Here is a 21,189-nt window from a genome sequence, read left to right as displayed (position 1 = left end):
CTTATGCCCTGGGATGCGAGAGATACCATGTCATTACGTACCGAGTTTGTGCTGTTCGCCTCGCAGGACGGGGCGAACATCCGTTTCCTCTGCCGTCAGTTCGGCATTTCTCCTGCCACCGGCTACAAGTGGCTTCAGCGCTGGGCTGAGGAAGGTGCCTCCGGTCTTCAGGACCGCTCCCGCGCACCTCATCATTCCCCGAACCGCTCATCTGACGACATCACGGCCCTGCTGCGCATGGCGCATGACCGTCATCAACGCTGGGGCGCCCGCAAGATTAAGCGCTGGCTTGAAGACCAGGGGCACCGTATGCCCGCCTTCAGCACCGTCCATAATCTGATGGCCCGTCACGGTCTGCTGCCGGGCGCATCACCGGGCGTTCCGGCTACGGGACGCTTCGAACATGACGCGCCGAACCGGCTCTGGCAGATGGATTTTAAGGGCCACTTTCCCTTTGGCGGTGGCCGCTGCCATCCGCTCACCCTGCTGGACGACCACTCCCGTTTTTCCCTGTGCCTGGCGCACTGTACCGATGAACGGCGCGAGACCGTGCAGCAGCAGCTGGTCAGCGCGTTTGAACGCTACGGCCTGCCGGACAGGATGACGATGGACAACGGCTCACCGTGGGGCGACACCACCGGCACCTGGACGGCGCTGGAGCTGTGGCTGATGCGCCACGGTATCCGGGTGGGGCACTCCCGGCCTTATCATCCGCAGACGCAGGGCAAGCTGGAGCGTTTTCACCGCAGCCTGAAGGCGGAAGTGCTGCAGGGAAAATGGTTCGCGGACAGCGGAGAGCTGCAACGCGCTTTCGATCACTGGCGCACGGTGTACAACCTTGAACGCCCGCACGAGGCGCTGGATATGGCGGTACCGGCCTCGCGTTATCAGCCGTCTGCCCGGCAGTACAGCGGCAGCGTAACGCCACCTGAGTACGATGAAGGGGTGAAGGTCAGGAAAGTGGATGTCAGCGGAAAGCTGAGCATACAGGGTGTCAGTCTGAGCGCAGGCAAGGCGTTCAGGGGAGAACGGGTCGGGCTGAGGGAGACGCAGGATGACGGCTGCTATGAAGTGTGGTGGTACAGCACGAAAGTGGGGGTGATCGACCTGAAGAAAAAGTCGATCACCATGGGTAAAGGATGTTAAAAAGTGTTCACCATGTCCCCGAACACCTGTCTACCATGTCCCCGGACTGTACACAGGGAGAGGGCCGGGGTGAGGGCACCAGACCGCACCCAATCATGCACCTAATTCCCTTCACACAACCATCATCCCCCTGACCTTTTACTGTCACTTATCTGTAAACAAACAGTTATTTTTCTGTCATTCGAGCATGTCATGTTACCTCGCGAGCATAAAACGCGTGATATCGCGCATCCGGCACAATAAGAGAGATGACAATGACATCGTTACGACACACAGCTTTGGGTCTGGCACTGGGTCTGGCTTTTGCGACGAACGCAATGGCTGTGACCACCATTCCGTTCTGGCATTCCATGGAAGGGGAGTTGGGTAAAGAGGTTGACTCCCTGGCGCAGCGTTTCAACGACACCCATCCGGATTACAAAATTGTGCCGGTGTACAAAGGTAACTACGAGCAGAGCCTGAGCGCGGGCATCGCCGCCTTCCGTACCGGCAACGCGCCTGCGCTGTTGCAGGTGTATGAAGTGGGCACCGCCACCATGATGGCCTCGAAAGCTATCAAGCCGGTGTATGAAGTGTTCAAAGAGGCGGGTATCAACTTCGATGAATCCCAGTTCGTGCCGACCGTAGCGGGTTACTACACCGATTCCAAAACCGGTCACCTGCTGTCCCAGCCGTTTAACAGCTCCACGCCAGTGCTGTACTACAACAAAGACGCCTTCAAAAAAGCCGGTTTAGATCCGGAGCAGCCGCCAAAAACCTGGCAGGACCTGGCCGAATACACCGCGAAGCTGAAAGCGGCGGGGATGAAGTGCGGCTACGCCAGCGGCTGGCAGGGCTGGATCCAGATTGAAAACTTCAGCGCCTGGCACGGCCTGCCGGTTGCCACCAAAAACAATGGCTTCGACGGCACCGACGCGGTACTGGAGTTCAACAAGCCGGAGCAGGTGAAGCACATTGCGCTGCTGGAAGCACTGAACAAGAAGGGCGATTTCAGCTACTTCGGGCGTAAAGACGAATCCACCGAGAAGTTCTACAACGGCGACTGCGCCATTACCACCGCCTCGTCCGGCTCGCTGGCGGATATTCGTCACTACGCCAAATTTAACTACGGCGTGGGCATGATGCCGTACGACGCCGACGTAAAAGGCGCGCCGCAGAACGCCATCATCGGCGGGGCGAGCCTGTGGGTGATGCAGGGTAAAGAGAAGGGCACCTACAAAGGCGTCGCCGAGTTCCTCGATTTTCTGGCCAAGCCGGAAAACGCCGCCGAGTGGCACCAGAAGACCGGCTACCTGCCGATCACCAAAGCCGCGTACGACCTGACCCGCGAGCAGGGCTTCTACAGCAAAAACCCGGGCGCGGACATCGCGACGCGTCAGATGCTGAACAAGCCGCCGTTGCCGTTCACTAAAGGCCTGCGTCTGGGCAACATGCCGCAGATCCGCACCATCGTGGATGAAGAGCTGGAAAGCGTGTGGACCGGGAAGAAAACCCCGCAGCAGGCGCTGGACGCTGCGGTAGAGCGCGGGAATCAGCTGCTGCGCCGCTTTGAGCAGTCGACGAAATCGTAATCTGTGATTCGCCCGGTGGCGCTGCGCTTACCGGGCCTACGACGTGCCCCATCCAGGCCGGGTAAGGCGCAGCCGCCACCCGGCATTGTTCAGGAACCCAATCTCCATGTCCTCATCCCGTCCGGTGTTTCGCTCCCGCTGGCTGCCGTACCTGTTGGTCGCGCCTCAGCTGGTCATCACCGTTATCTTCTTTATCTGGCCTGCGGGCGAAGCGCTGTGGTACTCGGTACAAAGCGTCGATCCGTTCGGGCTCTCCAGCCAGTTCGTCGGGCTGGACAACTTTACCGCGCTATTCCATGACAGCTACTACCTGGACTCCTTCTGGACGACGATGAAATTCAGCGCGCTGGTCACCGTCAGCGGTCTTGTTGCCTCGCTGTTTTTCGCCGCACTGGTGGACTACGTGGTGCGTGGCAGCCGCCTGTATCAGACCCTGATGCTGCTGCCTTACGCCGTGGCCCCCGCCGTCGCCGCTGTGCTGTGGATCTTCCTGTTTAACCCCGGTCGCGGGCTGATTACTCACTTCCTGGCAGAGTTCGGCTACGACTGGAACCACGCCCAGAACAGCGGTCAGGCGATGTTCCTGGTGGTGTTCGCCTCGGTGTGGAAGCAGATCAGCTATAACTTCCTGTTCTTCTTTGCCGCGCTGCAGTCCATTCCGCGCTCGCTGGTGGAGGCCGCGGCAATTGACGGCGCAGGGCCGATTCGGCGCTTCTTCAGGCTGTCCCTGCCGCTGATTGCCCCGGTGAGCTTCTTCCTGCTGGTGGTTAACCTCGTCTACGCCTTTTTCGACACCTTCCCGGTGATCGACGCCGCCACCGCGGGCGGCCCGGTCCAGGCGACCACCACGCTGATTTACAAGATCTACCGCGAAGGTTTTGCGGGGCTGGATCTCTCTGCTTCTGCCGCCCAGTCCGTCGTGCTGATGTTCCTCGTCATCATCCTCACGGTGGTGCAGTTCCGCTATGTTGAAAGTAAGGTGCGCTACCAATGATTGAGAACCGTCGAGGGCTGACGATTTTCAGCCATACCATGCTGATTTTAGGGATTATCGTCATCCTGTTCCCGCTGTACGTGGCCTTTGTCGCCGCCACGCTGGACACCAAAGCGGTGTTCGACACGCCGATGACGCTGATCCCGGGCGGGCATCTTTTCGAGAACATGAAAACCATCTGGACCCAGGGCGTGGGCGCCAACAGCGCGCCGTTCTGGCTGATGATGCTCAACAGCTTCATCATGGCGTTCGGCATTACGGTGGGCAAAATCACGGTGTCGATGCTCTCGGCCTTCGCCATCGTCTGGTTTCGCTTTCCGCTGCGTAACCTGTTCTTCTGGATGATTTTCATCACCCTGATGCTGCCGGTGGAGGTGCGTATCTTCCCGACGGTGGAGGTGATTGCCAACCTGAAGATGCTGGACAGCTACGCGGGCTTAACCCTGCCGCTGATGGCCTCGGCGACCGCCACCTTCCTGTTCCGCCAGTTCTTTATGACCCTGCCGGACGAGCTGATTGAGGCCGCGCGCATCGACGGTGCCTCCCCGATGCGCTTCTTCCGCGACATCGTGCTGCCGCTGTCGAAAACCAACCTTGCGGCGCTGTTTGTGATCACCTTTATCTACGGCTGGAACCAGTACCTGTGGCCGCTGCTGATTATTCAGGACGTCAACCTCGGCACCGCCGTGGCGGGCATCAAAGGCATGATTGCCACCGGTGAAGGCACCACCCTCTGGAACCAGGTGATGGCGGCGATGCTGCTCACCCTAATCCCACCCGTAGTCATTGTTTTAGCCATGCAGCGCGCGTTTGTCCGCGGCCTGGTCGATAGCGAGAAATAAGATGGCAGGTTTAAAACTTCAGGCAGTTACCAAAAGCTGGGACGGTAAAACCCAGGTCATTCAGCCGCTGACGCTCGACGTGGCGGACGGTGAATTTATCGTGATGGTCGGCCCGTCCGGCTGCGGGAAGTCCACGCTGCTGCGCATGGTGGCGGGGCTGGAGCGCGTGACCTCGGGGGACATCTGGATTGACCGCCAGCGCGTCACCGAGATGGAGCCGAAAGACAGGGGCATCGCGATGGTGTTCCAGAACTACGCCCTCTATCCGCACATGAGCGTGGAAGAGAACATGGCCTGGGGGCTGAAAATCCGCGGCATGGGTAAAGGCCATATCGAGGAGCGCGTGAAAGAGGCCGCGCGCATTCTTGAGCTGGACGGCCTGCTGAAGCGCCGCCCGCGCGAGCTCTCCGGCGGCCAGCGCCAGCGCGTGGCGATGGGGCGCGCCATCGTGCGTGACCCGGCGGTATTCCTGTTCGACGAGCCGCTGTCTAACCTCGACGCCAAGCTGCGCGTGCAGATGCGCCTTGAGCTGCAGCAGCTGCACCGTCGTCTTAAAACAACGTCTCTGTACGTGACCCACGATCAGGTCGAAGCCATGACTCTCGCCCAGCGCGTTATGGTGATGAACAAAGGCGTTGCCGAGCAGATTGGCACCCCGGTGGAAGTGTACGAAAAACCGGCCACCCGCTTTGTGGCGAGCTTTATCGGCAGCCCGGCGATGAACCTGCTGGAAGGGCGCATCAGCAACGCGGGCACCCACTTTGAACTGGAAAGCGGGATGGCGTTGCCGATCAACTGGTACTATCGTGGCTACGCCGGGCGTAAGATGACGCTCGGTATCCGCCCCGAGCATATTGGTTTAACCTCTCAGGCGGACGGCGGCGTGCCGCTGGTGATGGACACGCTGGAGATGTTGGGTGCAGATAACCTGGCGCACGGGCGCTGGGGCGAGCAAAAAATGGTGGTGCGCCTGGCGCATCAGGAGCGCCCGAAAGCGGGCAGCACGCTGTGGCTCCACCTGCCGGAAAACCATCTGCACCTTTTTGACGGTGAAACAGGACAACGAGTATGAGCAACTGGCCTTACCCCCACATCGTCGCCCACCGTGGCGGCGGTAAGCTGGCCCCGGAAAACACCCTGGCGGCGATCGATGTCGGTGCGCGCTACGGCCACACGATGATCGAGTTCGACGCCAAGCTGTCGAAGGACGGCGAAATTTTCCTGCTGCATGACGACAATCTTGAACGCACCAGCAACGGTTGGGGCGTGGCGGGTGAACTGCCGTGGCGCGATCTGCTGAAGGTGGACGCCGGTAGCTGGTATAGCGGCGAGTTCAAAGGCGAACCGCTGCCCCTGCTGGCGGAAGTGGCCGATCGCTGTCGCCAGCACGGCATGATGGCGAACATCGAAATCAAACCGACCACCGGCACCGGGCCGCTGACGGGCAAAGTGATTGCCCTTGCCGCGCGCGAGCTGTGGGAAGGCATGACCGCGCCGCTGCTGTCGTCGTTTGACATCGACGCGCTGGAGGCCGCACAGGCAGCTGTACCTGAGCTGCCGCGCGGGCTGCTGCTGGACGAGTGGCGTGAGGACTGGCGTGAACTGACGGGCCGCTTAGGCTGCGTCTCTATCCATCTGAACCACAAGCTGCTGGATGAGGCGCGGGTGAAAATGCTGAAAGACGCGGGTCTGCATATTCTGGTCTACACCGTTAACAAACCCCAGCGCGCAGCCGAGCTGCTGCGCTGGGGCGTGGACAGTATCTGTACCGATGCGATTGACCAGATCGGCCCGAAATTTATTTATTGAGCATACTGCCGTTCTGCTGGGTCGGCAGCATATGCTGCTGACCGCTGCTTTGCGACATCCCGCCCCCTAACATCCCGCCGTTTTTATTTGGCAGCGGCTGCTCGCGCACCTGTCCCTGCTGCACGCGCTGTGTGTTGGCGTTCATCTGGTTTTGCAGGCTCTGCTGCTGCATCTGGGTCTGTGTTCTCAGCTGCTGATTGAGCATCCCTTTCTGCTGCTGTTGCTGGCTCATCATCTCGGTCTGCATGCGCTGCTGGCTCGGGATAACGTAACCCTGCTGGTTCGGGTTATTCATGGTGTTGAGTGGCTGTGCGAGCGCGGCAAACGGGATCAGCGCCGCAATAATCATCAAGCGTTTCATTGTCATTTCCTCCTCTTGAGGCCTCTCTTAAGTTTACCCTGATTTCACCATGACGATGATTTTTTAGGAGTTGTGAACCAGGCTTAAGCGGGGAATATGGATCCCTTCACCTGGAGAACAATAATGATGAAACCAACCTTCTTGCGCTGGGTCGCCATCGCCGCGCTGATGGCAGGCGGCACATTTACCGTGGCGGCCAACCCGCCCGCCGCTCCTCCCGTCTCTTACGGCGTGGAAGAGGATGTTTTTCACCCCGTGCGGGCCACGCACGGCATGGTGGCCTCGGTTGACGCGCTGGCGACCCAAGTGGGCGTCGATATTCTCAAGCAGGGCGGTAACGCGGTGGATGCGGCGGTCGCGGTCGGGTACGCGCTGGCGGTAACGCATCCGCAGGCGGGGAATCTGGGCGGCGGCGGCTTTATGATGCTGCGCACTAAAGACGGCAAAACCACGGCCATCGACTTCCGAGAAATGGCGCCTTCTCAGGCGTCCCGCGATATGTTCCTCGACGACCAGGGTAACCCGGACAGCAAAAAATCCCTGACCTCGCACCTCGCCTCCGGCACGCCGGGCACCGTTGCGGGCTTCTCGCTGGCGCTGGAAAAATACGGCACGATGCCGCTGAACAAGGTGGTGCAGCCTGCCATCAGGCTGGCGCGGGAGGGTTTTGTGGTCAATGACGCCCTGGCGGACGACCTCAAGACCTACGGCAGTGAAGTCATTCCCAATCACGAAAACAGCAAGGCGATCTTCTGGAAAGACGGTGAACCGCTGAAGAAGGGCGATAAGCTGGTGCAGAAGAACCTCGCCAAAAGCCTGGAGCTGATTGCGGAGCACGGCCCGGACGCGTTCTACAAAGGGGCGATTGCCGACCAGATTGCGGAAGAGATGCAGAAGAACGGCGGGCTTATCACCAAAGCTGACCTGGCGGAATACAGGGCGGTCGAGCGCGAGCCGATTAGCGGCACCTACCGCGGCTACGAGGTCTTCTCCATGCCGCCGCCGTCCTCCGGGGGCATTCACATCGTGCAGATCCTCAATATTCTTGAAAACTTTGATATGCACAAGTTCGGCTTCGGCAGCGCGGATGCCATGCAGGTGATGGCGGAGGCGGAAAAACGCGCCTATGCCGACCGCTCGGAATACCTCGGTGATCCGGACTTCGTGAAGGTGCCGTGGCAGGCGCTGACCAACAAGGCGTATGCAAAATCCATTGCCGATCAGATCGACATCAACAAGGCTAAGCCGTCGAGCGAGATCCGCCCCGGCAAGCTGGCGCCGTATGAAAGCAACCAGACGACCCACTTCTCGGTGGTGGATAAAGACGGCAATGCGGTGGCGGTAACCTATACGCTCAACACCACCTTTGGCACCGGGATTGTGGCGGGCAACAGCGGCATTCTGCTGAACAACGAGATGGATGACTTCTCCGCCAAGCCGGGCGTGCCAAACGTCTACGGGCTGATCGGCGGCGATGCGAATGCGGTGGGGCCGAAGAAGCGTCCGCTGTCGTCCATGTCGCCAACCATCGTGGTGAAAGACGGGAAAACCTGGCTGGTGACCGGCAGCCCTGGCGGGAGCCGCATCATAACTACCGTGCTACAGATGGTGGTGAACAGCATCGACTTTGGCATGAACGTCGCCGAGGCGACCAATGCGCCGCGTTTCCATCATCAGTGGCTGCCGGACGAGCTGCGCGTGGAGAAGGGCTTTAGCCCGGACACCATCAAGCTGCTGGAGCAGCGCGGACAGAAGGTGGCTGTGAAAGAGGCGATGGGCAGCACCCAGAGCATTATGGTGGGGCCAGACGGCGCGCTGTTTGGCGCGTCGGATCCGCGTTCGGTGGATGATTTGACGGCGGGGTATTGATTATTCCCCTCACTCTAACCCTCTCCCCATAGGGGAGAGGGGAGTGTGTCACTTCATTCTCGCCATGAAGTACGCGTCCACATATTCGCCGTTGCGCAGGGCGTAGCGCTTGCCGGTGCCTTCAATTACGAACCCGTGCTTTTTGTACACCGCGATTGCCGGTTCGTTATCAACAAATACCGTTAACTCAATGCGATCGACGCGCAGCCAGTTGTCGCACATATCAATCATGGTTCGCATCAGCGCGCTGGCAACGCCCCGATTTTGCCATTGCGCACCCACACAAATACCGAAATCGGCAACGTGGCTGCGACGCGGGCGTTGTGCGACGGCAATGCACAGGTGCCCGGCGACGGTCCCGTCGATACAAGCCACCAGCTGTTTAATGCCGGGCTGATCGGTTAGCCGGTCATGCCACATCTGCTCTGAGGGATGAGGAACCTGTAGCGTGTTGTGGTACACCTCCGGCTGGGCGTGGATCTGACGAATGGCATCGTAATCTCTCGGTTCAGCGTGGCGTATCACTATCTCACTCATTCCTTGTTCCTCAGTCGGTTAAAAGTCCCCTCCAACATCAATGACTTTAAAATTTGAGTCAACCGCTATTTTTTGCAAAAAGTATTGGACAAGTGCGAATGAGAATGATTATTATTGCTTTGCATTCAGGAGGACCCCTACGGGAACCTGAAAGCACGACATTGCTCACATTGCTTCCAGTATTACTTTAGCCAGCTTCTCGCTGGCTTTTTTTTTGTTATGGTTAGACTCAGTAACCTTCCAAAAGGACTGAGCCATGACACTACATTGCGCATTTATTGGATTTGGCAAAAGCACCACGCGTTACCACCTTCCGTATGTCCTCCACCGTAAAGACACCTGGCATGTGGCCCATATCTACCGCCGCCGCGCGAAGCCGGAAGAGCAATCCCCGCAGTACTCCCACATTCACTTCACCAGCGATCTCGATGAAGTATTGAATGACCCGCAGGTAAAGCTGGTGGTTGTCTGCACCCACGCCGACAGCCATTTTGATTATGCGAAACGCGCGCTCGAAGCGGGCAAGAACGTGCTGGTGGAAAAGCCGTTCACCCCGACCATTGCCGAAGCGAAAGCTCTGTTTACGCTGGCGAAAAGCAAAGGACTAACCGTTACCCCGTATCAGAACCGTCGCTTTGACAGCTGTTTTCTGACGGCGAAAAAGGCGATTGAGAGCGGCAAGCTTGGCGACATTGTGGAAATCGAAAGCCACTTCGATTACTACCGCCCGGTGGCGGAAACCCAGCCCGGCCTGCCGCAGGACGGCTCGTTCTATGGTCTGGGCGTACACACCATGGACCAGATCATCTCCCTGTTTGGCCGCCCGGACCACGTAGCGTATGACATTCGCAGCCTGCGCAACAAAGCCAACCCGGACGATACCTTCGAGGCCCAGCTGTTCTACGGCGACCTTAAGGCTATCGTTAAAACCAGTCACCTGGTGAAAATCGATTACCCGAAATTTATCGTTCATGGCACCAAAGGCTCGTTCATTAAGTACGGCATTGACCAGCAGGAGACCAGCCTGAAGGCCAACATCATGCCGGGCGAACCGGGCTTTGCAGCGGACGATTCCGTAGGCGTGCTGGAGTACGTGAACGATGAGGGCGTAACGGTCAAAGAAGAGCTGAAACCGGAAACCGGCGACTATGGCCGCGTCTACGATGCACTGTATGAAACCCTCACCAGCGGCGCGCCGAATTACGTCAAGGAATCTGACGTTCTGACCAACCTTGAAATCCTTGAGAGGGCCTTCGAGCAGGCTTCTCCTGCTACGGTAACCCTTGCGAAATAAGCAAAAAAGGCTCCTCTGGGCTTGTTCATAATTTTTGAACAGAGGAGTCAATTTTCACCCTCTATGATCCCCGACCGTTTGAGTCCACACTTACTCCATCGAAACGAACTGAGGGTGAAAACAATGATCTACTTACGCAAAGCAAACGAACGCGGTCACGCAAATCATGGCTGGCTGGACTCATGGCATTCATTCTCGTTTGCCGACTACTACGACCCGAACTTCATGGGCTTCTCCGCGCTGCGCGTGATTAACGACGACGTGATTGATGCAGGCCAGGGCTTCGGTACCCACCCGCACAAAGACATGGAAATCCTGACTTATGTGCTGGAAGGGGCGGTTGAGCACCAGGACAGCATGGGCAACAAAGAGCAGGTGCCGGCGGGCGAGTTCCAGATTATGAGCGCGGGTACCGGGGTGCGTCACTCTGAGTACAACCCGAGCAAAACGGAAAAACTGCACCTGTATCAAATCTGGATCATTCCAGAAGAGACCGGCATCACGCCACGCTACGAGCAGCGCCGCTTCGACGCGAAACAGGGCAAACAGCTGGTGCTGTCCCCGGACGCGCGTGAAGGTTCCCTGAAAGTGCATCAGGATATGGAGCTGTACCGCTGGGCGCTGGCGAAAGACGAGCAGTCCGTGCACCAGATTGCCGCCAACCGCCGCGTCTGGATCCAGGTGGTGAAAGGGGAAGTGTCTATCAACGGCACCAAAGCCACCACCGCCGATGGTATGGCCGTCTGGGATGAGCAGGCGCTCTCCGTGCACGCCGACAGCGAAAGCGAAATCCTGCTGTTTGACCTGCCTCCGGTCTAAATAATTTCTCAACCTTCCCTTTTAAACGGGGAAGGTTGAGCTTTGTCCGTGATAAACTGAGCAAATCTCTCACTTCAAGATTTCTCAGGACGATGAAAAAGAAACGCCCCGTACTTCAGGATGTCGCCGATCGCGTCGGTGTGACCAAAATGACGGTCAGCCGTTTTTTACGTAACCCGGAACAGGTTTCCGTGGCGTTGCGTGGCAAGATTGCCGCCGCCCTTGATGAACTGGGTTATATCCCCAACCGCGCCCCCGATATTCTCTCCAATGCGACCAGCCGTGCGGTGGGCGTTCTGCTTCCTTCCCTGACCAACCAGGTTTTCGCTGAAGTTCTGCGCGGCATTGAAAGCGTCACCGATGCGTTTGGCTACCAGACCATGCTCGCTCACTATGGGTACAAGCCGGAACTGGAAGAGGAACGTCTTGAATCGATGCTTTCCTGGAACATTGACGGCCTGATTTTAACCGAGCGTACCCACACTGCCCGCACGCTCAAAATGATTGAAGTCGCCGGTATTCCGGTGGTGGAGCTCATGGACAGCCAGTCGCCATGCCTCGACATCGCCGTTGGGTTCGATAACTTTGAAGCGGCTCGTCAGATGACAGCGGCGATCATCGCCCGCGGTCATCGTCATATTGCCTACTTGGGTGCGCGTCTTGATGAACGTACTATCATCAAACAGAAGGGATACGAGCAGGCGATGCTCGACGCAAATTTAACCCCGTACAGCGTGATGGTGGAGCAGTCCTCATCTTACACCTCGGGTATTGAGCTGATGCGTCAGGCACGACGCGAGTATCCGCAACTGGACGGTATTTTCTGTACCAACGATGACCTTGCGGTCGGTGCAGCGTTCGAATGCCAGCGTCTGGGGTTGAAGATCCCTGAGGATATGGCGATTGCCGGCTTCCACGGCCACGATATTGGTCAGGTGATGGAGCCGCGTCTGGCGAGCGTTCTGACACCGCGTGAACGCATGGGCCGCATTGGTGCAGAACGCCTGCTGGCGCGCATTCGTGGAGAGACGGTTACCCCTAAAATGTTAGATTTAGGTTTCACCTTGTCACCGGGTGGATCTATTTGAACTGACAAATTTGAAGTAGCTCACACTTATTCACTTCGCGCACGTTTGGATATTGCTTCTCTTTTGCCCCAGCAGGACAATGTTACCGATAACTGTTACCCGTAACAATTGACTGAGGGACACCCTTTGAGCACGACTAATCACGATCACCACGTTTACGTCCTGATGGGCGTGTCCGGTAGCGGTAAATCTGCCGTGGCGAGCGAAGTGGCGCATCAACTTCAGGCTGCGTTTCTTGATGGTGACTTCCTCCATCCGCGCAGCAACATCATGAAAATGGCTTCCGGCGAACCGCTGAACGATGACGACCGCAAACCGTGGTTGCAGGCGCTGAATGACGCCGCGTTCGCGATGCAGCGCACCAACAAAGTTTCCCTGATCGTCTGCTCCGCGCTGAAAAAAACCTACCGCGACCTGCTGCGCGACGGCAATCCGAACCTCTCGTTCATCTACCTGAAAGGCGATTTCGGGGTGATTGAAAGCCGTCTGAAAGCGCGTAAAGGCCACTTCTTTAAAACCCAGATGCTGGTGACGCAGTTCGAAGCGCTTCAGGAGCCGGGTGAAGATGAAAAAGACGTCTTAGTGGTTGATATCGATCAGCCGCTGGAAGGTGTTGTAGCCAGCACCATCGAGGTCATTAACAAAAGGCAGTAAGTTTTGAGTACATTAACGCTAGTTTTGACAGCAGTGGGTTCGGTATTGCTGCTGCTGTTTTTAGTGATGAAGGCGCGTATGCACGCCTTCGTTGCTTTGATGGTGGTTTCTATTGGTGCAGGTCTCTTTTCCGGTATGCCGCTCGACAAGATCGCCGCGACGATGGAAAAAGGGATGGGAGGCACGCTGGGCTTCCTGGCGATTGTGGTCGCGCTGGGCGCGATGTTTGGCAAGATTCTGCATGAGACGGGCGCGGTCGACCAGATTGCTGTCAAAATGCTCAAATCCTTCGGGCACAGCCGCGCGCACTACGCGATTGGCCTGGCCGGTCTGATTTGCGCACTGCCGCTGTTCTTCGAAGTGGCGGTGGTGCTGCTCATCAGCGTCGCCTTCTCCATGGCGCGCCATACCGGCACTAACCTCGTCAAGCTGGTCATTCCGCTGTTTGCGGGCGTGGCGGCGGCTGCGGCGTTTCTGCTGCCAGGGCCGGCGCCGATGCTGCTGGCCTCCCAGATGCACGCCGATTTTGGCTGGATGATCCTGATTGGCCTGTGTGCGGCCATCCCGGGGATGATTATCGCCGGTCCGCTGTGGGGCAATTTCATCAGCCGTTACGTTGAGCTGCACATCCCGGACGACATCACCGAGCCGCACCTGGGCGAAGGCAAAATGCCGTCATTCGGCTTTAGTCTTTCTTTGATCCTGCTCCCGCTGGTGCTGGTGGGCCTGAAAACCATCGCCGCGCGCTTTGTGCCGGTCGGTTCTGCCGCGTACGAATGGTTTGAGTTCATTGGTCACCCGTTCACGGCGATTCTGGTGGCGTGTCTGGTGGCGATTTACGGCCTGGCGATGCGCCAGGGCATGCCAAAAGACCGCGTGATGGAGATCTGTGGTGCGGCGCTGCAGCCTGCGGGTATTATCCTGCTGGTGATCGGTGCCGGCGGCGTGTTCAAGCAGGTGCTGGTGGATTCCGGCGTGGGCCCGGCTCTGGGTGAAGCACTGACCGGAATGGGCCTGCCGATTGCGGTAACCTGCTTCGTGCTGGCTGCGGCGGTGCGTATCATTCAGGGTTCCGCCACCGTGGCGTGCTTAACCGCCGTGGGTCTGGTGATGCCGGTGATTGAACAGCTGAACTACTCCGGTGCCCAGATGGCCGCGCTGTCTATCTGCATCGCGGGCGGTTCGATTGTCGTCTCGCACGTTAACGACGCTGGCTTCTGGCTGTTCGGCAAGTTTACTGGCGCCACCGAAGCGCAAACGCTGAAAACCTGGACGCTGATGGAAACCATCCTCGGCACCACCGGGGCCATTGTCGGGATGATTGCCTTTACGCTGCTGAGCTGAATGCGGTGATTTAACAAGGCTCAAAACTAAGGCCCGGTAGCGTTAGCGCTTACCGGGCCTTTTTTATTATCCAGGGCATCAGGCCGGGTCATAACCCGGCATTGTGTTACTCGCCCTGCGTCGCGCTCTCAATCGTCAAGCGCACATCCGACGTAATCAGTTCAGCCAGCATCTGGTAAACCTTCAGCGTCTCTTCCGGCTCGGCATCGCCCGTATCGCTGATGAAGCCTTCGTCACGCAGCGTCAGCACCAGCGAGCTGAATACCGCCTTGTCGAAGAATTCCGGGGCGTTAATGCCGTGCAGAACGGACAGGCGCTGCGCCAGCGTCCGGCTCTCTTTCTCCAGCGTGCCGCGGTTGATGGACGGGTTCGCGCTCAGCAGCCAGAACGTAATGGCGTAGCGCTGCAGCGTTTCGCGCGCACCGGCCGCCAGCAGTTGCAGGGTACGGGAGCGTGACGGATTGATGTGCAGCTCGTCGTTCGCAACGGTGATCAGCCCCTGACGGCGCAGCTCTTCCGTCAGTTTATCCAGCTCAACGGCCAGCTCTTCCTTGCTCCAGCGCAGGAATAGCTCCGCTTTAAGCATCGGGTAGAGCGTCTCAACGTGGCGCAACAGCTCCTGACGTGAAATACGGCGATGCTGGGTGATAATGGCCGCCATGAGCGATGGAAGCATCAGCATATGAGCGATGTTGTTGCGGTAGTACGTCATCAGTACAGCCTGCTCGCGCGGCAGAATGATGATATCGCCGATCGTATCTTTTTCGACTTCGAACTTGTTCATCTGCAGCGCGTGATCGATAAGCTCGCTGGCGGTAGCAGAAGGAGCTGTCGAATCAACCGAGTATGGCACGTTGCGCATCATGTCCAGATAGCAGTCCAGCTGCTCCGTGAGCTGTTCACGGGTCAGGGAACGCTGACGTGAAGCCAGCAGCGCCGTACAGCACAGGTTCATCGCATTGGCCGCACCGGCGTTGTTAATGCGCACCATCAGCTCGGACGCGATACCGTTCACCGTTGGCGTCAGCCAGGCCGGACGCACCGCTTCGATAGGATCGATAGACTCGCGCCAATCCGGAACATGATGGTTCAGATACGTCATCAGCGGCATCGGCTCGCCAAAGTTTACGTAGCCCTGACCCAGGTTGCGTAACTTGCTCAGGCCGCGCAGCATCTGCGGCAGGCTCTCTTTCTCTTTGGTCGCGCCGCGCAGCTCTTTCGCGTACGTGCCCACTTCCATCACGTGCTCATAGCCAATGTAAATTGGCACAAGCGTGATTGGACGCGTACCGCCGCGCAGCATCGCCTGAATGGTCATCGACAGCGTGCCGGTCTTCGGATCGAGCAGACGACCGGTACGGGAGCGCCCGCCCTCAACGAAGTACTCTACGGAGTAGCCGCGGCTGAACAGCTCGCCCAGATACTCGCGGAACACGGTGGAGTAGAGCTTGTTGCCCTTGAAGGTACGACGAATAAAGAACGCGCCCAGGCGGCGGAAAATCGGGCCTGCTGGCCAGAAGTTCAGGTTAATACCGGCGGCAATGTGCGGCGGTACCAGTCCCTGGTGATAGAGCACGTAGGAGAGAAGCAGGTAGTCCATGTGGCTGCGGTGGCAGGGGACATAGACAATCTCATGACCATCGTGCGCCAGCTGACGTACACGCTCAGCGTTATGCACGTTGATGCCCTGATACAGGCGGTTCCAGGTAAAGCCGAGAATACGATCGGACAGGCGAATCATCTCGTAGGAGAAGTTCGCTGCGATCTCTTCCATCAGCGCAATGGCGTTCTGCTGGGCTTTCTCATGGGAAATTTTCTTGCTGCGCGCTTCGTCTTCAACGGCGCGGGCGATCGCTTTGGAGGCCAGCAGCTTGTTGAACAGGTCCTGACGCGCCGGAAGACGTGGCCCTACGGCCGCCAGGCGCTGACGGGCAAAGTGCATACGCGCCACGCGCGCCAGTTTTTGCGCGATGATCTTGTCAGTGCCGTGCTCGTCCGCCATTCGGCGAAGGGAGACGGAAGGGGAGAAGCGCACAAAGCTGTCGCGTCCCAGCCAGGAGACCGCGAAGAACTTCTGGATGCCGTTAAGCATGCGCAGCGGCGGGTTCTCTTCGCCTTTTTCGCGGCCCGGACGGCGACCAAACATCACCGATACCGGCACCATCTGCACATCCAGGTCAGGATTGCTGCGGTGCAGGTCGAGATAGTCGTGGAACAGCTTGATGGACTCTTCTTTCGGTGTGTAATAGGTAAACACGCGCGGCCCGCCGTGAATGAACACGTAGCGCGGCAGCAAAGTGCCGTCAACTTCCAGTGGTTCAAGCGGATCGGGTAAATCATGCGCCAGACACTGGGCACGGAGCGTTAGCAGGTCTGCCTTAGAGTTATAAGGCAAAACGTACATAATAGGGCGCGACGTATCGAGCCCCAGTTCCAGCGCGGGTTCTGCTGGGATAGACTTGCTTTTTACCAGTATGCTTAATGGTAAATTAAGTAATTTGTAGTAAATTCGTGGCCAGCCGGACATAAACGATGTAAAGCCTCTGGTTAATAATGCAATTGCGGCGCAAGGATAACAGAAAGCGCGCAAAATTTCTGTTGTTACCCGTCATACTTCAGGCGGCAGCGAAACGCGCTGCAGCTCCTGTTACTGACGCTCTTTTTTAAAAAAGGTTCTTTTAATGGCCAATAATACCACTGGGTTGACGCGTATCATCAAAGCCGCCGGCTATTCATGGAAAGGTTTCCGTGCCGCGTGGGTCAATGAAGCTGCTTTTCGCCAGGAAGGTGTCGCCGCTATCGTCGCGGTTATCATCGCCTGTTTCCTTGATGTAGATGCCATTACCCGCGTGCTTCTCATCGGTTCCGTACTTCTGGTGATGATAGTGGAAATTCTCAATAGCGCTATTGAGGCCGTGGTCGACCGGATCGGTTCTGATTTTCACGAGCTCTCTGGCCGCGCGAAAGATATGGGCTCCGCCGCTGTCCTGCTGGCGATTATCACCGCAGCCATTACCTGGGTCACGCTGCTTTGGTCACATTTCCGATGATGCTCGAGGAATAATTAAGTCCCTGGTTTTTTGTGCAGTTTTTGGTTCCAAAATCGCCTTTGACTGTATATACTCACAGCATAACTGTATATACACCCAGGGGGCGGAATGAAAGCATTAACGACCAGGCAGCAAGAGGTGTTTGATCTCATTCGGGATCATATCGGCCAGACGGGTATGCCACCCACGCGTGCGGAAATCGCGCAGCGTCTGGGTTTCCGTTCTCCGAATGCTGCCGAGGAACACCTGAAAGCGCTGGCGCGTAAGGGTGTGATTGAGATTGTGTCAGGCGCGTCGCGTGGTATCCGCCTGCTGGTGGAAGAAGAGACGGGCATTCCGCTGATAGGCCGCGTTGCCGCAGGTGAACCGCTGCTGGCACAACAGCATATTGAAGGTCACTACCAGGTCGATCCTGGTATGTTCAAGCCGAGCGCTGATTTTCTGCTGCGCGTTAGCGGGATGTCGATGAAAGACATCGGCATTCTTGATGGCGACCTTCTGGCCGTTCACAAAACGCAGGATGTGCGAAATGGCCAGGTGGTGGTTGCGCGCATTGATGACGAAGTGACCGTTAAGCGCCTGAAAAAACAGGGTAACACTGTTCAGCTGTTGCCCGAAAACAACGAGTTCACCCCGATTGTGGTCGACCTCCGCGAACAGAGCTTCTCTATTGAAGGTCTGGCTGTTGGCGTGATTCGTAACGGCGAATGGCTGTAATCTCTTCCTGACAGGCTACGCTTCCGCTGTAGCCTGCTTCATTTACCCTTCCCGGTATCTCTCATGTCACTGCTGACGGCATCTGATAAGGCATTGTGGCGTCTTGCCCTGCCGATGATTTTCTCCAATATCACCGTGCCCTTGCTGGGTCTGGTCGATACGGCCGTTATTGGTCATCTCGATTCCCCTGTTTATCTTGGCGGCGTGGCGATTGGCGCGACGGCAACCAGCTTTCTGTTCATGCTGCTGCTCTTTTTGCGTATGAGCACCACCGGGCTCACCGCACAGGCGTATGGTGCGAAAGATCCGTTACGTCTGGCGCGTGCGCTGGTGCAGCCGCTGATTCTGGCGCTTGGCGCGGGGACGCTCATTGTTTTACTGCGCACGCCCCTGATAGACCTTGCGCTCCATGTTGTTGGCGGCAGCGAGGCGGTACTGGAGCAGGCGCGTCGCTTCCTGGAAATCCGCTGGCTCAGCGCGCCCGCTTCGCTGGCGAACCTGGTTCTGCTGGGGTGGTTACTGGGTGTGCAATACGCCCGTGCGCCAGTGATTTTGCTGGTCGTGGGAAACCTTCTCAACATTGTGCTCGATCTCTGGCTGGTGATGGGCCTGCATATGGACGTGCGCGGGGCGGCACTGGCGACGGCGATTGCCGAATACGGAACCTTACTCATTGGGCTGTGGATGGTCTGGCGCGTGCTGGCCCTGCGCGGGATATCCCTCGTAATGCTGAAAATCGCATGGCGCGGCAATATCCGTAAACTGCTGGCGCTCAACCGTGACATCATGCTGCGCTCGCTTCTGCTACAACTCTGTTTTGGCGCATTGACGGTTTTTGGTGCCCGTCTTGGGCCTGAGATCGTCGCGGTGAATGCAGTCCTGATGACATTGCTGACGTTTACCGCCTACGCGCTGGACGGCTTCGCCTACGCCGTAGAGGCGCATTCCGGGCAGGCGTACGGCGCGCGGGAAAGTGGGCAGCTTAGGGATGTCTGGCGGGCAGCCTGTCGACAAGCGGGACTGGTCGCGCTGACGTTTGCACTGATTTATGCCTGTTTTGGCCGTGACATTATTGCATTACTCACTTCGATCCCGGCTTTACGCGAACTGGCGGACCACTACATCGTCTGGCAGGTGATCTTGCCGGTGGTGGGAGTGTGGTGTTATCTGCTGGACGGCATGTTTATCGGTGCGACGCGCGGAGCGGAAATGCGCAACAGTATGGCGGTTGCGGCGGCGGGGTTTGGTTTGACGCTGCTGACGCTTCCGTGGCTGGGTAATCACGGTTTGTGGCTGGCGCTTGCGGTCTTTCTCTCACTGCGCGGCCTCTCGCTTGCCTTTATCTGGCATCGCCACTGGCAAAATAATACCTGGATTCCTTCCCGTCACGATATATCGTGACGGTTAAAGATTCCGAATATGAAATCAACTGCCGAATCCTCAACTACAATTATTATCACGTCCAGCAGAAAAGAACGTAACGGACGTTACGACCCGACGCTTAACTAAGAGGACACGATGATGAATAAAGACGAAATCGGCGGCAACTGGAAGCAGTTCAAAGGTAAAGCGAAAGAACAGTGGGGGAAGCTGACTGATGACGATATGACCGTCATTGAAGGCAAGCGCGATCAGCTTGTCGGTAAAATTCAGGAACGTTACGGCTACGCGAAAGATCAGGCCGAAAACGAAGTCAAAGACTGGGAAACGCGTAACGATTACCGCTGGTAACGCTGAATAACCCACAGAGGCGGCTTAAGAGCCGCCTTTCTTTTGCTGCTAACGCGGCTTTTTCTTTATCAGAATTGAGTGGTCGTGCTGACACGCATCCTGATGTCGACAGGCTTCCACCTCAACGCACGCAGAACACAGCCCGTGCGCTTCAATCACGTTATGACGCAGGGCAAAACCCATTTTTGCCGCCAGCGTGTGCATAATGTCCTCTACGCCTTCCGCTCCCTCTTCTTTCACTACGCCGCAACGATCGCAGATAAACATGGCCGATGTATGCGTTGGCTGATCGAAAAGATGGCACAGGACATAGCTGTTTGTGGATTCGACTTTATGCACAAACCCTTGTTCCAGCAGGAAATCCAGCGCGCGATACACCGTGGGCGGTTTAGCCTGCGGCTCGCTTTCGCGGAGCAGGTCGAGCAGATCGTAGGCGCTGATCGCCCCCTGTTGCAGGCTCATCAGGCGCAAGACTTCAAGGCGCTGCGGGGTCAGGCGCACATTGCGTTGCGCGCACAGCTTTTCGGCCTGCGCTAACAGCTCTTTTGTGGACTTATCCATTTAGCACCTCGGATGTTCTGGGAGATAAAACCCTCACTTTATCATGTTCTGGCAAAAACACCGATATCCGCCAGGCTGTGCTATACCTGACGCATCGCAAACCGGGAATGTAACCATGAAAAAACCAGACTGTATCAAGCACTGGCGCGACGTAGAAGGGCCAGATGACGCCACCTACCCCGACAGTAACGAGCTTTTTTCCATCGGATCGCCGCTGGCGCGCAGCCTGGGCCTCAGGCGTATAGGCATTCATCATGAACGTTTACCGCCGGGGCGTCGGACGTCCTATCCCCATGCGGAAAGTGACGAAGAAGAGTTTATCTACGTGCTTGAGGGCTATCCTGAAGCCTGGATTAATGGCTATTTGTGGAAACTCGAACCCGGAGACAGCGTGGGCTTTCCCGCCGGAACGGGGGTATGCCACACCTTTATCAACAACACAGAGGAAGAGGTTCGGCTACTGGTGGTGGGGGAGGCCAACAAGAAGCACAACCGCATCTACTATCCGCTCAATCCGGTTTATGCCGCCACGCGGGAAGATCGCTGGGTAGACCATCCGCCACAGTTTTTTGGGCCGCACGATGGAAAACCTGGGAAAAAATAATTTCCTCTTCTATAAATATTGAGGGCCGTCACAAATTACAACAGGCCGTAAGGAAGTTTTACTTAGGGAATGAATTAGCGGGTCTTTTTATCTTTATTCACAGCAATAGTTCGCGCCTGTTTGGGGGATAACAGACAGGGGTTATTTCATAACAGACTATAAGACGGGCATACTGTGAAAAAACATTTTAAATTTTCG

General features: G+C 57.3%; 21 protein-coding genes and 1 pseudogene. 18 read left to right on the top strand and 4 right to left on the bottom strand.

Going from position 1 to position 21,189, the window contains the following annotated elements:
* Positions 1 to 3 precede the first annotated feature (3 nt).
* The 6 genes from ACTJI7_RS21710 (at position 4) to ugpQ (ending at position 6,362) form a co-directional block, all read left to right on the top strand.
* Positions 4 to 1,146, top strand: a complete 1,143-nt coding sequence (locus ACTJI7_RS21710; protein WP_028013617.1) for an IS481 family transposase — start codon at positions 4 to 6, stop codon at positions 1,144 to 1,146.
* Positions 1,147 to 1,400: 254 nt separating this feature from the next.
* Positions 1,401 to 2,717 carry a sn-glycerol-3-phosphate ABC transporter substrate-binding protein UgpB gene (gene ugpB / locus ACTJI7_RS21705; RefSeq protein ID WP_440670995.1) on the top strand — a complete coding sequence of 439 codons (1,317 nt, stop codon included), beginning with the start codon at positions 1,401 to 1,403 and terminating at the stop codon, positions 2,715 to 2,717.
* Positions 2,718 to 2,823: 106 nt separating this feature from the next.
* On the top strand, positions 2,824 to 3,711 hold the full coding sequence (gene ugpA, locus ACTJI7_RS21700) for a sn-glycerol-3-phosphate ABC transporter permease UgpA (protein ID WP_023618241.1): 888 nt from the start codon (positions 2,824 to 2,826) through the stop codon (positions 3,709 to 3,711).
* A complete protein-coding gene (gene ugpE / locus ACTJI7_RS21695) occupies positions 3,708 to 4,553 on the top strand; it encodes a sn-glycerol-3-phosphate ABC transporter permease UgpE (protein ID WP_028015153.1) in 846 nt (281 codons plus the stop codon). The genes ugpA and ugpE overlap by 4 nt, the downstream gene beginning before the upstream one ends.
* A 1-nt stretch (position 4,554) precedes the next feature.
* On the top strand, positions 4,555 to 5,625 hold the full coding sequence (locus tag ACTJI7_RS21690) for a sn-glycerol-3-phosphate import ATP-binding protein UgpC (protein ID WP_063155550.1): 1,071 nt from the start codon (positions 4,555 to 4,557) through the stop codon (positions 5,623 to 5,625).
* Positions 5,622 to 6,362, top strand: a complete 741-nt coding sequence (ugpQ, locus tag ACTJI7_RS21685) for a glycerophosphodiester phosphodiesterase (RefSeq protein WP_063155549.1) — start codon at positions 5,622 to 5,624, stop codon at positions 6,360 to 6,362. Before ACTJI7_RS21690 ends, ugpQ begins: the two co-directional genes overlap by 4 nt.
* Here ugpQ and ACTJI7_RS21680 read toward each other — a convergent pair.
* Complete coding sequence (locus tag ACTJI7_RS21680) at positions 6,352 to 6,723, bottom strand: DUF2756 family protein (protein ID WP_045260950.1); 372 nt, start codon at positions 6,721 to 6,723, stop codon at positions 6,352 to 6,354. The two genes, ugpQ and ACTJI7_RS21680, sit on opposite strands and share 11 nt — an antisense overlap.
* Positions 6,724 to 6,846: 123 nt before the next feature.
* Between ACTJI7_RS21680 and ggt the strand changes: the two genes are divergently transcribed.
* Positions 6,847 to 8,592, top strand: a complete 1,746-nt coding sequence (gene ggt, locus ACTJI7_RS21675) for a gamma-glutamyltransferase (RefSeq protein WP_074148015.1) — start codon at positions 6,847 to 6,849, stop codon at positions 8,590 to 8,592.
* A gap of 48 nt (positions 8,593 to 8,640) precedes the next feature.
* On the opposite strand, the gene yhhY is transcribed toward ggt, so the two are convergent.
* Positions 8,641 to 9,129: an N-acetyltransferase gene (gene yhhY, locus ACTJI7_RS21670; protein WP_063155548.1), complete on the bottom strand. Its 489-nt coding sequence runs from the start codon at positions 9,127 to 9,129 to the stop codon at positions 8,641 to 8,643.
* Positions 9,130 to 9,385: 256 nt separating this feature from the next.
* Here yhhY and ACTJI7_RS21665 point away from each other — a divergent pair, with 256 nt between their 5' ends.
* The 5 genes from ACTJI7_RS21665 to gntU all read left to right on the top strand — a co-directional run bounded on the left by ACTJI7_RS21665 (position 9,386) and on the right by gntU (position 14,328).
* Positions 9,386 to 10,423: an oxidoreductase gene (locus ACTJI7_RS21665; RefSeq protein ID WP_028015159.1), complete on the top strand. Its 1,038-nt coding sequence runs from the start codon at positions 9,386 to 9,388 to the stop codon at positions 10,421 to 10,423.
* A 123-nt stretch (positions 10,424 to 10,546) separates the two neighbouring features.
* Complete coding sequence (locus tag ACTJI7_RS21660) at positions 10,547 to 11,242, top strand: pirin family protein (protein ID WP_063155547.1); 696 nt, start codon at positions 10,547 to 10,549, stop codon at positions 11,240 to 11,242.
* Positions 11,243 to 11,334: 92 nt separating this feature from the next.
* A complete protein-coding gene (gene gntR / locus ACTJI7_RS21655) occupies positions 11,335 to 12,330 on the top strand; it encodes a gluconate operon transcriptional repressor GntR (RefSeq protein WP_014882133.1) in 996 nt (331 codons plus the stop codon).
* A 126-nt stretch (positions 12,331 to 12,456) separates the two neighbouring features.
* Positions 12,457 to 12,984, top strand: a complete 528-nt coding sequence (gene gntK, locus ACTJI7_RS21650) for a gluconokinase (protein ID WP_045260947.1) — start codon at positions 12,457 to 12,459, stop codon at positions 12,982 to 12,984.
* A gap of 3 nt (positions 12,985 to 12,987) precedes the next feature.
* Positions 12,988 to 14,328, top strand: coding sequence for a gluconate transporter (gene gntU / locus ACTJI7_RS21645; RefSeq protein ID WP_047366855.1), 1,341 nt, complete (start codon positions 12,988 to 12,990; stop codon positions 14,326 to 14,328).
* A gap of 106 nt (positions 14,329 to 14,434) precedes the next feature.
* On the opposite strand, the gene plsB is transcribed toward gntU, so the two are convergent.
* Positions 14,435 to 16,855 carry a glycerol-3-phosphate 1-O-acyltransferase PlsB gene (gene plsB / locus ACTJI7_RS21640; protein ID WP_028015161.1) on the bottom strand — a complete coding sequence of 807 codons (2,421 nt, stop codon included), beginning with the start codon at positions 16,853 to 16,855 and terminating at the stop codon, positions 14,435 to 14,437.
* A 154-nt stretch (positions 16,856 to 17,009) separates the two neighbouring features.
* On the opposite strand from plsB, the gene ACTJI7_RS21635 reads away from it, so the two are divergent.
* From ACTJI7_RS21635 to ACTJI7_RS21615, 5 genes and pseudogenes are all read left to right on the top strand, one after another.
* On the top strand, positions 17,010 to 17,378 hold the full coding sequence (locus ACTJI7_RS21635) for a diacylglycerol kinase (RefSeq protein ID WP_014830281.1): 369 nt from the start codon (positions 17,010 to 17,012) through the stop codon (positions 17,376 to 17,378).
* A gap of 108 nt (positions 17,379 to 17,486) precedes the next feature.
* The gene (gene lexA / locus ACTJI7_RS21630; protein ID WP_028015162.1) at positions 17,487 to 18,095 is read left to right on the top strand and encodes a transcriptional repressor LexA; all 609 of its coding nucleotides are present in this window, start codon (positions 17,487 to 17,489) and stop codon (positions 18,093 to 18,095) included.
* 63 nt (positions 18,096 to 18,158) lie between these two features.
* Positions 18,159 to 19,496: an MATE family efflux transporter DinF gene (dinF, locus tag ACTJI7_RS21625; protein WP_063155546.1), complete on the top strand. Its 1,338-nt coding sequence runs from the start codon at positions 18,159 to 18,161 to the stop codon at positions 19,494 to 19,496.
* Positions 19,493 to 19,567, top strand: a pseudogene (locus ACTJI7_RS21620) (hypothetical protein); the annotation flags it as partial. The gene dinF and the pseudogene ACTJI7_RS21620, both read left to right, overlap by 4 nt.
* Positions 19,568 to 19,616: 49 nt before the next feature.
* Entirely contained in the window at positions 19,617 to 19,826 is a 210-nt protein-coding gene (locus ACTJI7_RS21615) for a CsbD family protein (RefSeq protein ID WP_014882139.1), read from the top strand.
* 48 nt (positions 19,827 to 19,874) lie between these two features.
* Here the strand turns inward: ACTJI7_RS21615 and zur are convergent, their stop codons facing one another.
* On the bottom strand, positions 19,875 to 20,387 hold the full coding sequence (gene zur, locus ACTJI7_RS21610; RefSeq protein WP_028015164.1) for a zinc uptake transcriptional repressor Zur: 513 nt from the start codon (positions 20,385 to 20,387) through the stop codon (positions 19,875 to 19,877).
* A gap of 115 nt (positions 20,388 to 20,502) precedes the next feature.
* Here zur and ACTJI7_RS21605 point away from each other — a divergent pair, with 115 nt between their 5' ends.
* Positions 20,503 to 20,991: a cupin domain-containing protein gene (locus ACTJI7_RS21605; protein WP_045260944.1), complete on the top strand. Its 489-nt coding sequence runs from the start codon at positions 20,503 to 20,505 to the stop codon at positions 20,989 to 20,991.
* Positions 20,992 to 21,189 lie beyond the last annotated feature (198 nt).

The sequence above is a fragment of the Enterobacter sp. 22499 genome (assembly GCF_052044815.1).
GTDB classification, from domain to species: domain Bacteria; phylum Pseudomonadota; class Gammaproteobacteria; order Enterobacterales; family Enterobacteriaceae; genus Enterobacter; species Enterobacter bugandensis.
Note: the sequence above shows the minus strand (reverse complement) of the source record. Positions and strands in the feature narration are given on the sequence as shown.

Bases quoted from the DNA above. Each gene is read 5' to 3' on its own strand.
- ACTJI7_RS21710 (WP_028013617.1), top strand. From the start codon at position 4: ATGCCCTGGGATGCGAGAGATACCATGTCATTACGTACCGAGTTTGTG.
- ugpB (WP_440670995.1), top strand. From the start codon at position 1,401: ATGACATCGTTACGACACACAGCTTTGGGTCTGGCACTGGGTCTGGCT.
- ugpA (WP_023618241.1), top strand. From the start codon at position 2,824: ATGTCCTCATCCCGTCCGGTGTTTCGCTCCCGCTGGCTGCCGTACCTG.
- ugpE (WP_028015153.1), top strand. From the start codon at position 3,708: ATGATTGAGAACCGTCGAGGGCTGACGATTTTCAGCCATACCATGCTG.
- ACTJI7_RS21690 (WP_063155550.1), top strand. From the start codon at position 4,555: ATGGCAGGTTTAAAACTTCAGGCAGTTACCAAAAGCTGGGACGGTAAA.
- ugpQ (WP_063155549.1), top strand. From the start codon at position 5,622: ATGAGCAACTGGCCTTACCCCCACATCGTCGCCCACCGTGGCGGCGGT.
- ACTJI7_RS21680 (WP_045260950.1), bottom strand. From the start codon at position 6,723: ATGAAACGCTTGATGATTATTGCGGCGCTGATCCCGTTTGCCGCGCTC.
- ggt (WP_074148015.1), top strand. From the start codon at position 6,847: ATGATGAAACCAACCTTCTTGCGCTGGGTCGCCATCGCCGCGCTGATG.
- yhhY (WP_063155548.1), bottom strand. From the start codon at position 9,129: ATGAGTGAGATAGTGATACGCCACGCTGAACCGAGAGATTACGATGCC.
- ACTJI7_RS21665 (WP_028015159.1), top strand. From the start codon at position 9,386: ATGACACTACATTGCGCATTTATTGGATTTGGCAAAAGCACCACGCGT.
- ACTJI7_RS21660 (WP_063155547.1), top strand. From the start codon at position 10,547: ATGATCTACTTACGCAAAGCAAACGAACGCGGTCACGCAAATCATGGC.
- gntR (WP_014882133.1), top strand. From the start codon at position 11,335: ATGAAAAAGAAACGCCCCGTACTTCAGGATGTCGCCGATCGCGTCGGT.
- plsB (WP_028015161.1), bottom strand. From the start codon at position 16,855: ATGTCCGGCTGGCCACGAATTTACTACAAATTACTTAATTTACCATTA.
- ACTJI7_RS21635 (WP_014830281.1), top strand. From the start codon at position 17,010: ATGGCCAATAATACCACTGGGTTGACGCGTATCATCAAAGCCGCCGGC.
- lexA (WP_028015162.1), top strand. From the start codon at position 17,487: ATGAAAGCATTAACGACCAGGCAGCAAGAGGTGTTTGATCTCATTCGG.
- dinF (WP_063155546.1), top strand. From the start codon at position 18,159: ATGTCACTGCTGACGGCATCTGATAAGGCATTGTGGCGTCTTGCCCTG.
- ACTJI7_RS21615 (WP_014882139.1), top strand. From the start codon at position 19,617: ATGAATAAAGACGAAATCGGCGGCAACTGGAAGCAGTTCAAAGGTAAA.
- zur (WP_028015164.1), bottom strand. From the start codon at position 20,387: ATGGATAAGTCCACAAAAGAGCTGTTAGCGCAGGCCGAAAAGCTGTGC.
- ACTJI7_RS21605 (WP_045260944.1), top strand. From the start codon at position 20,503: ATGAAAAAACCAGACTGTATCAAGCACTGGCGCGACGTAGAAGGGCCA.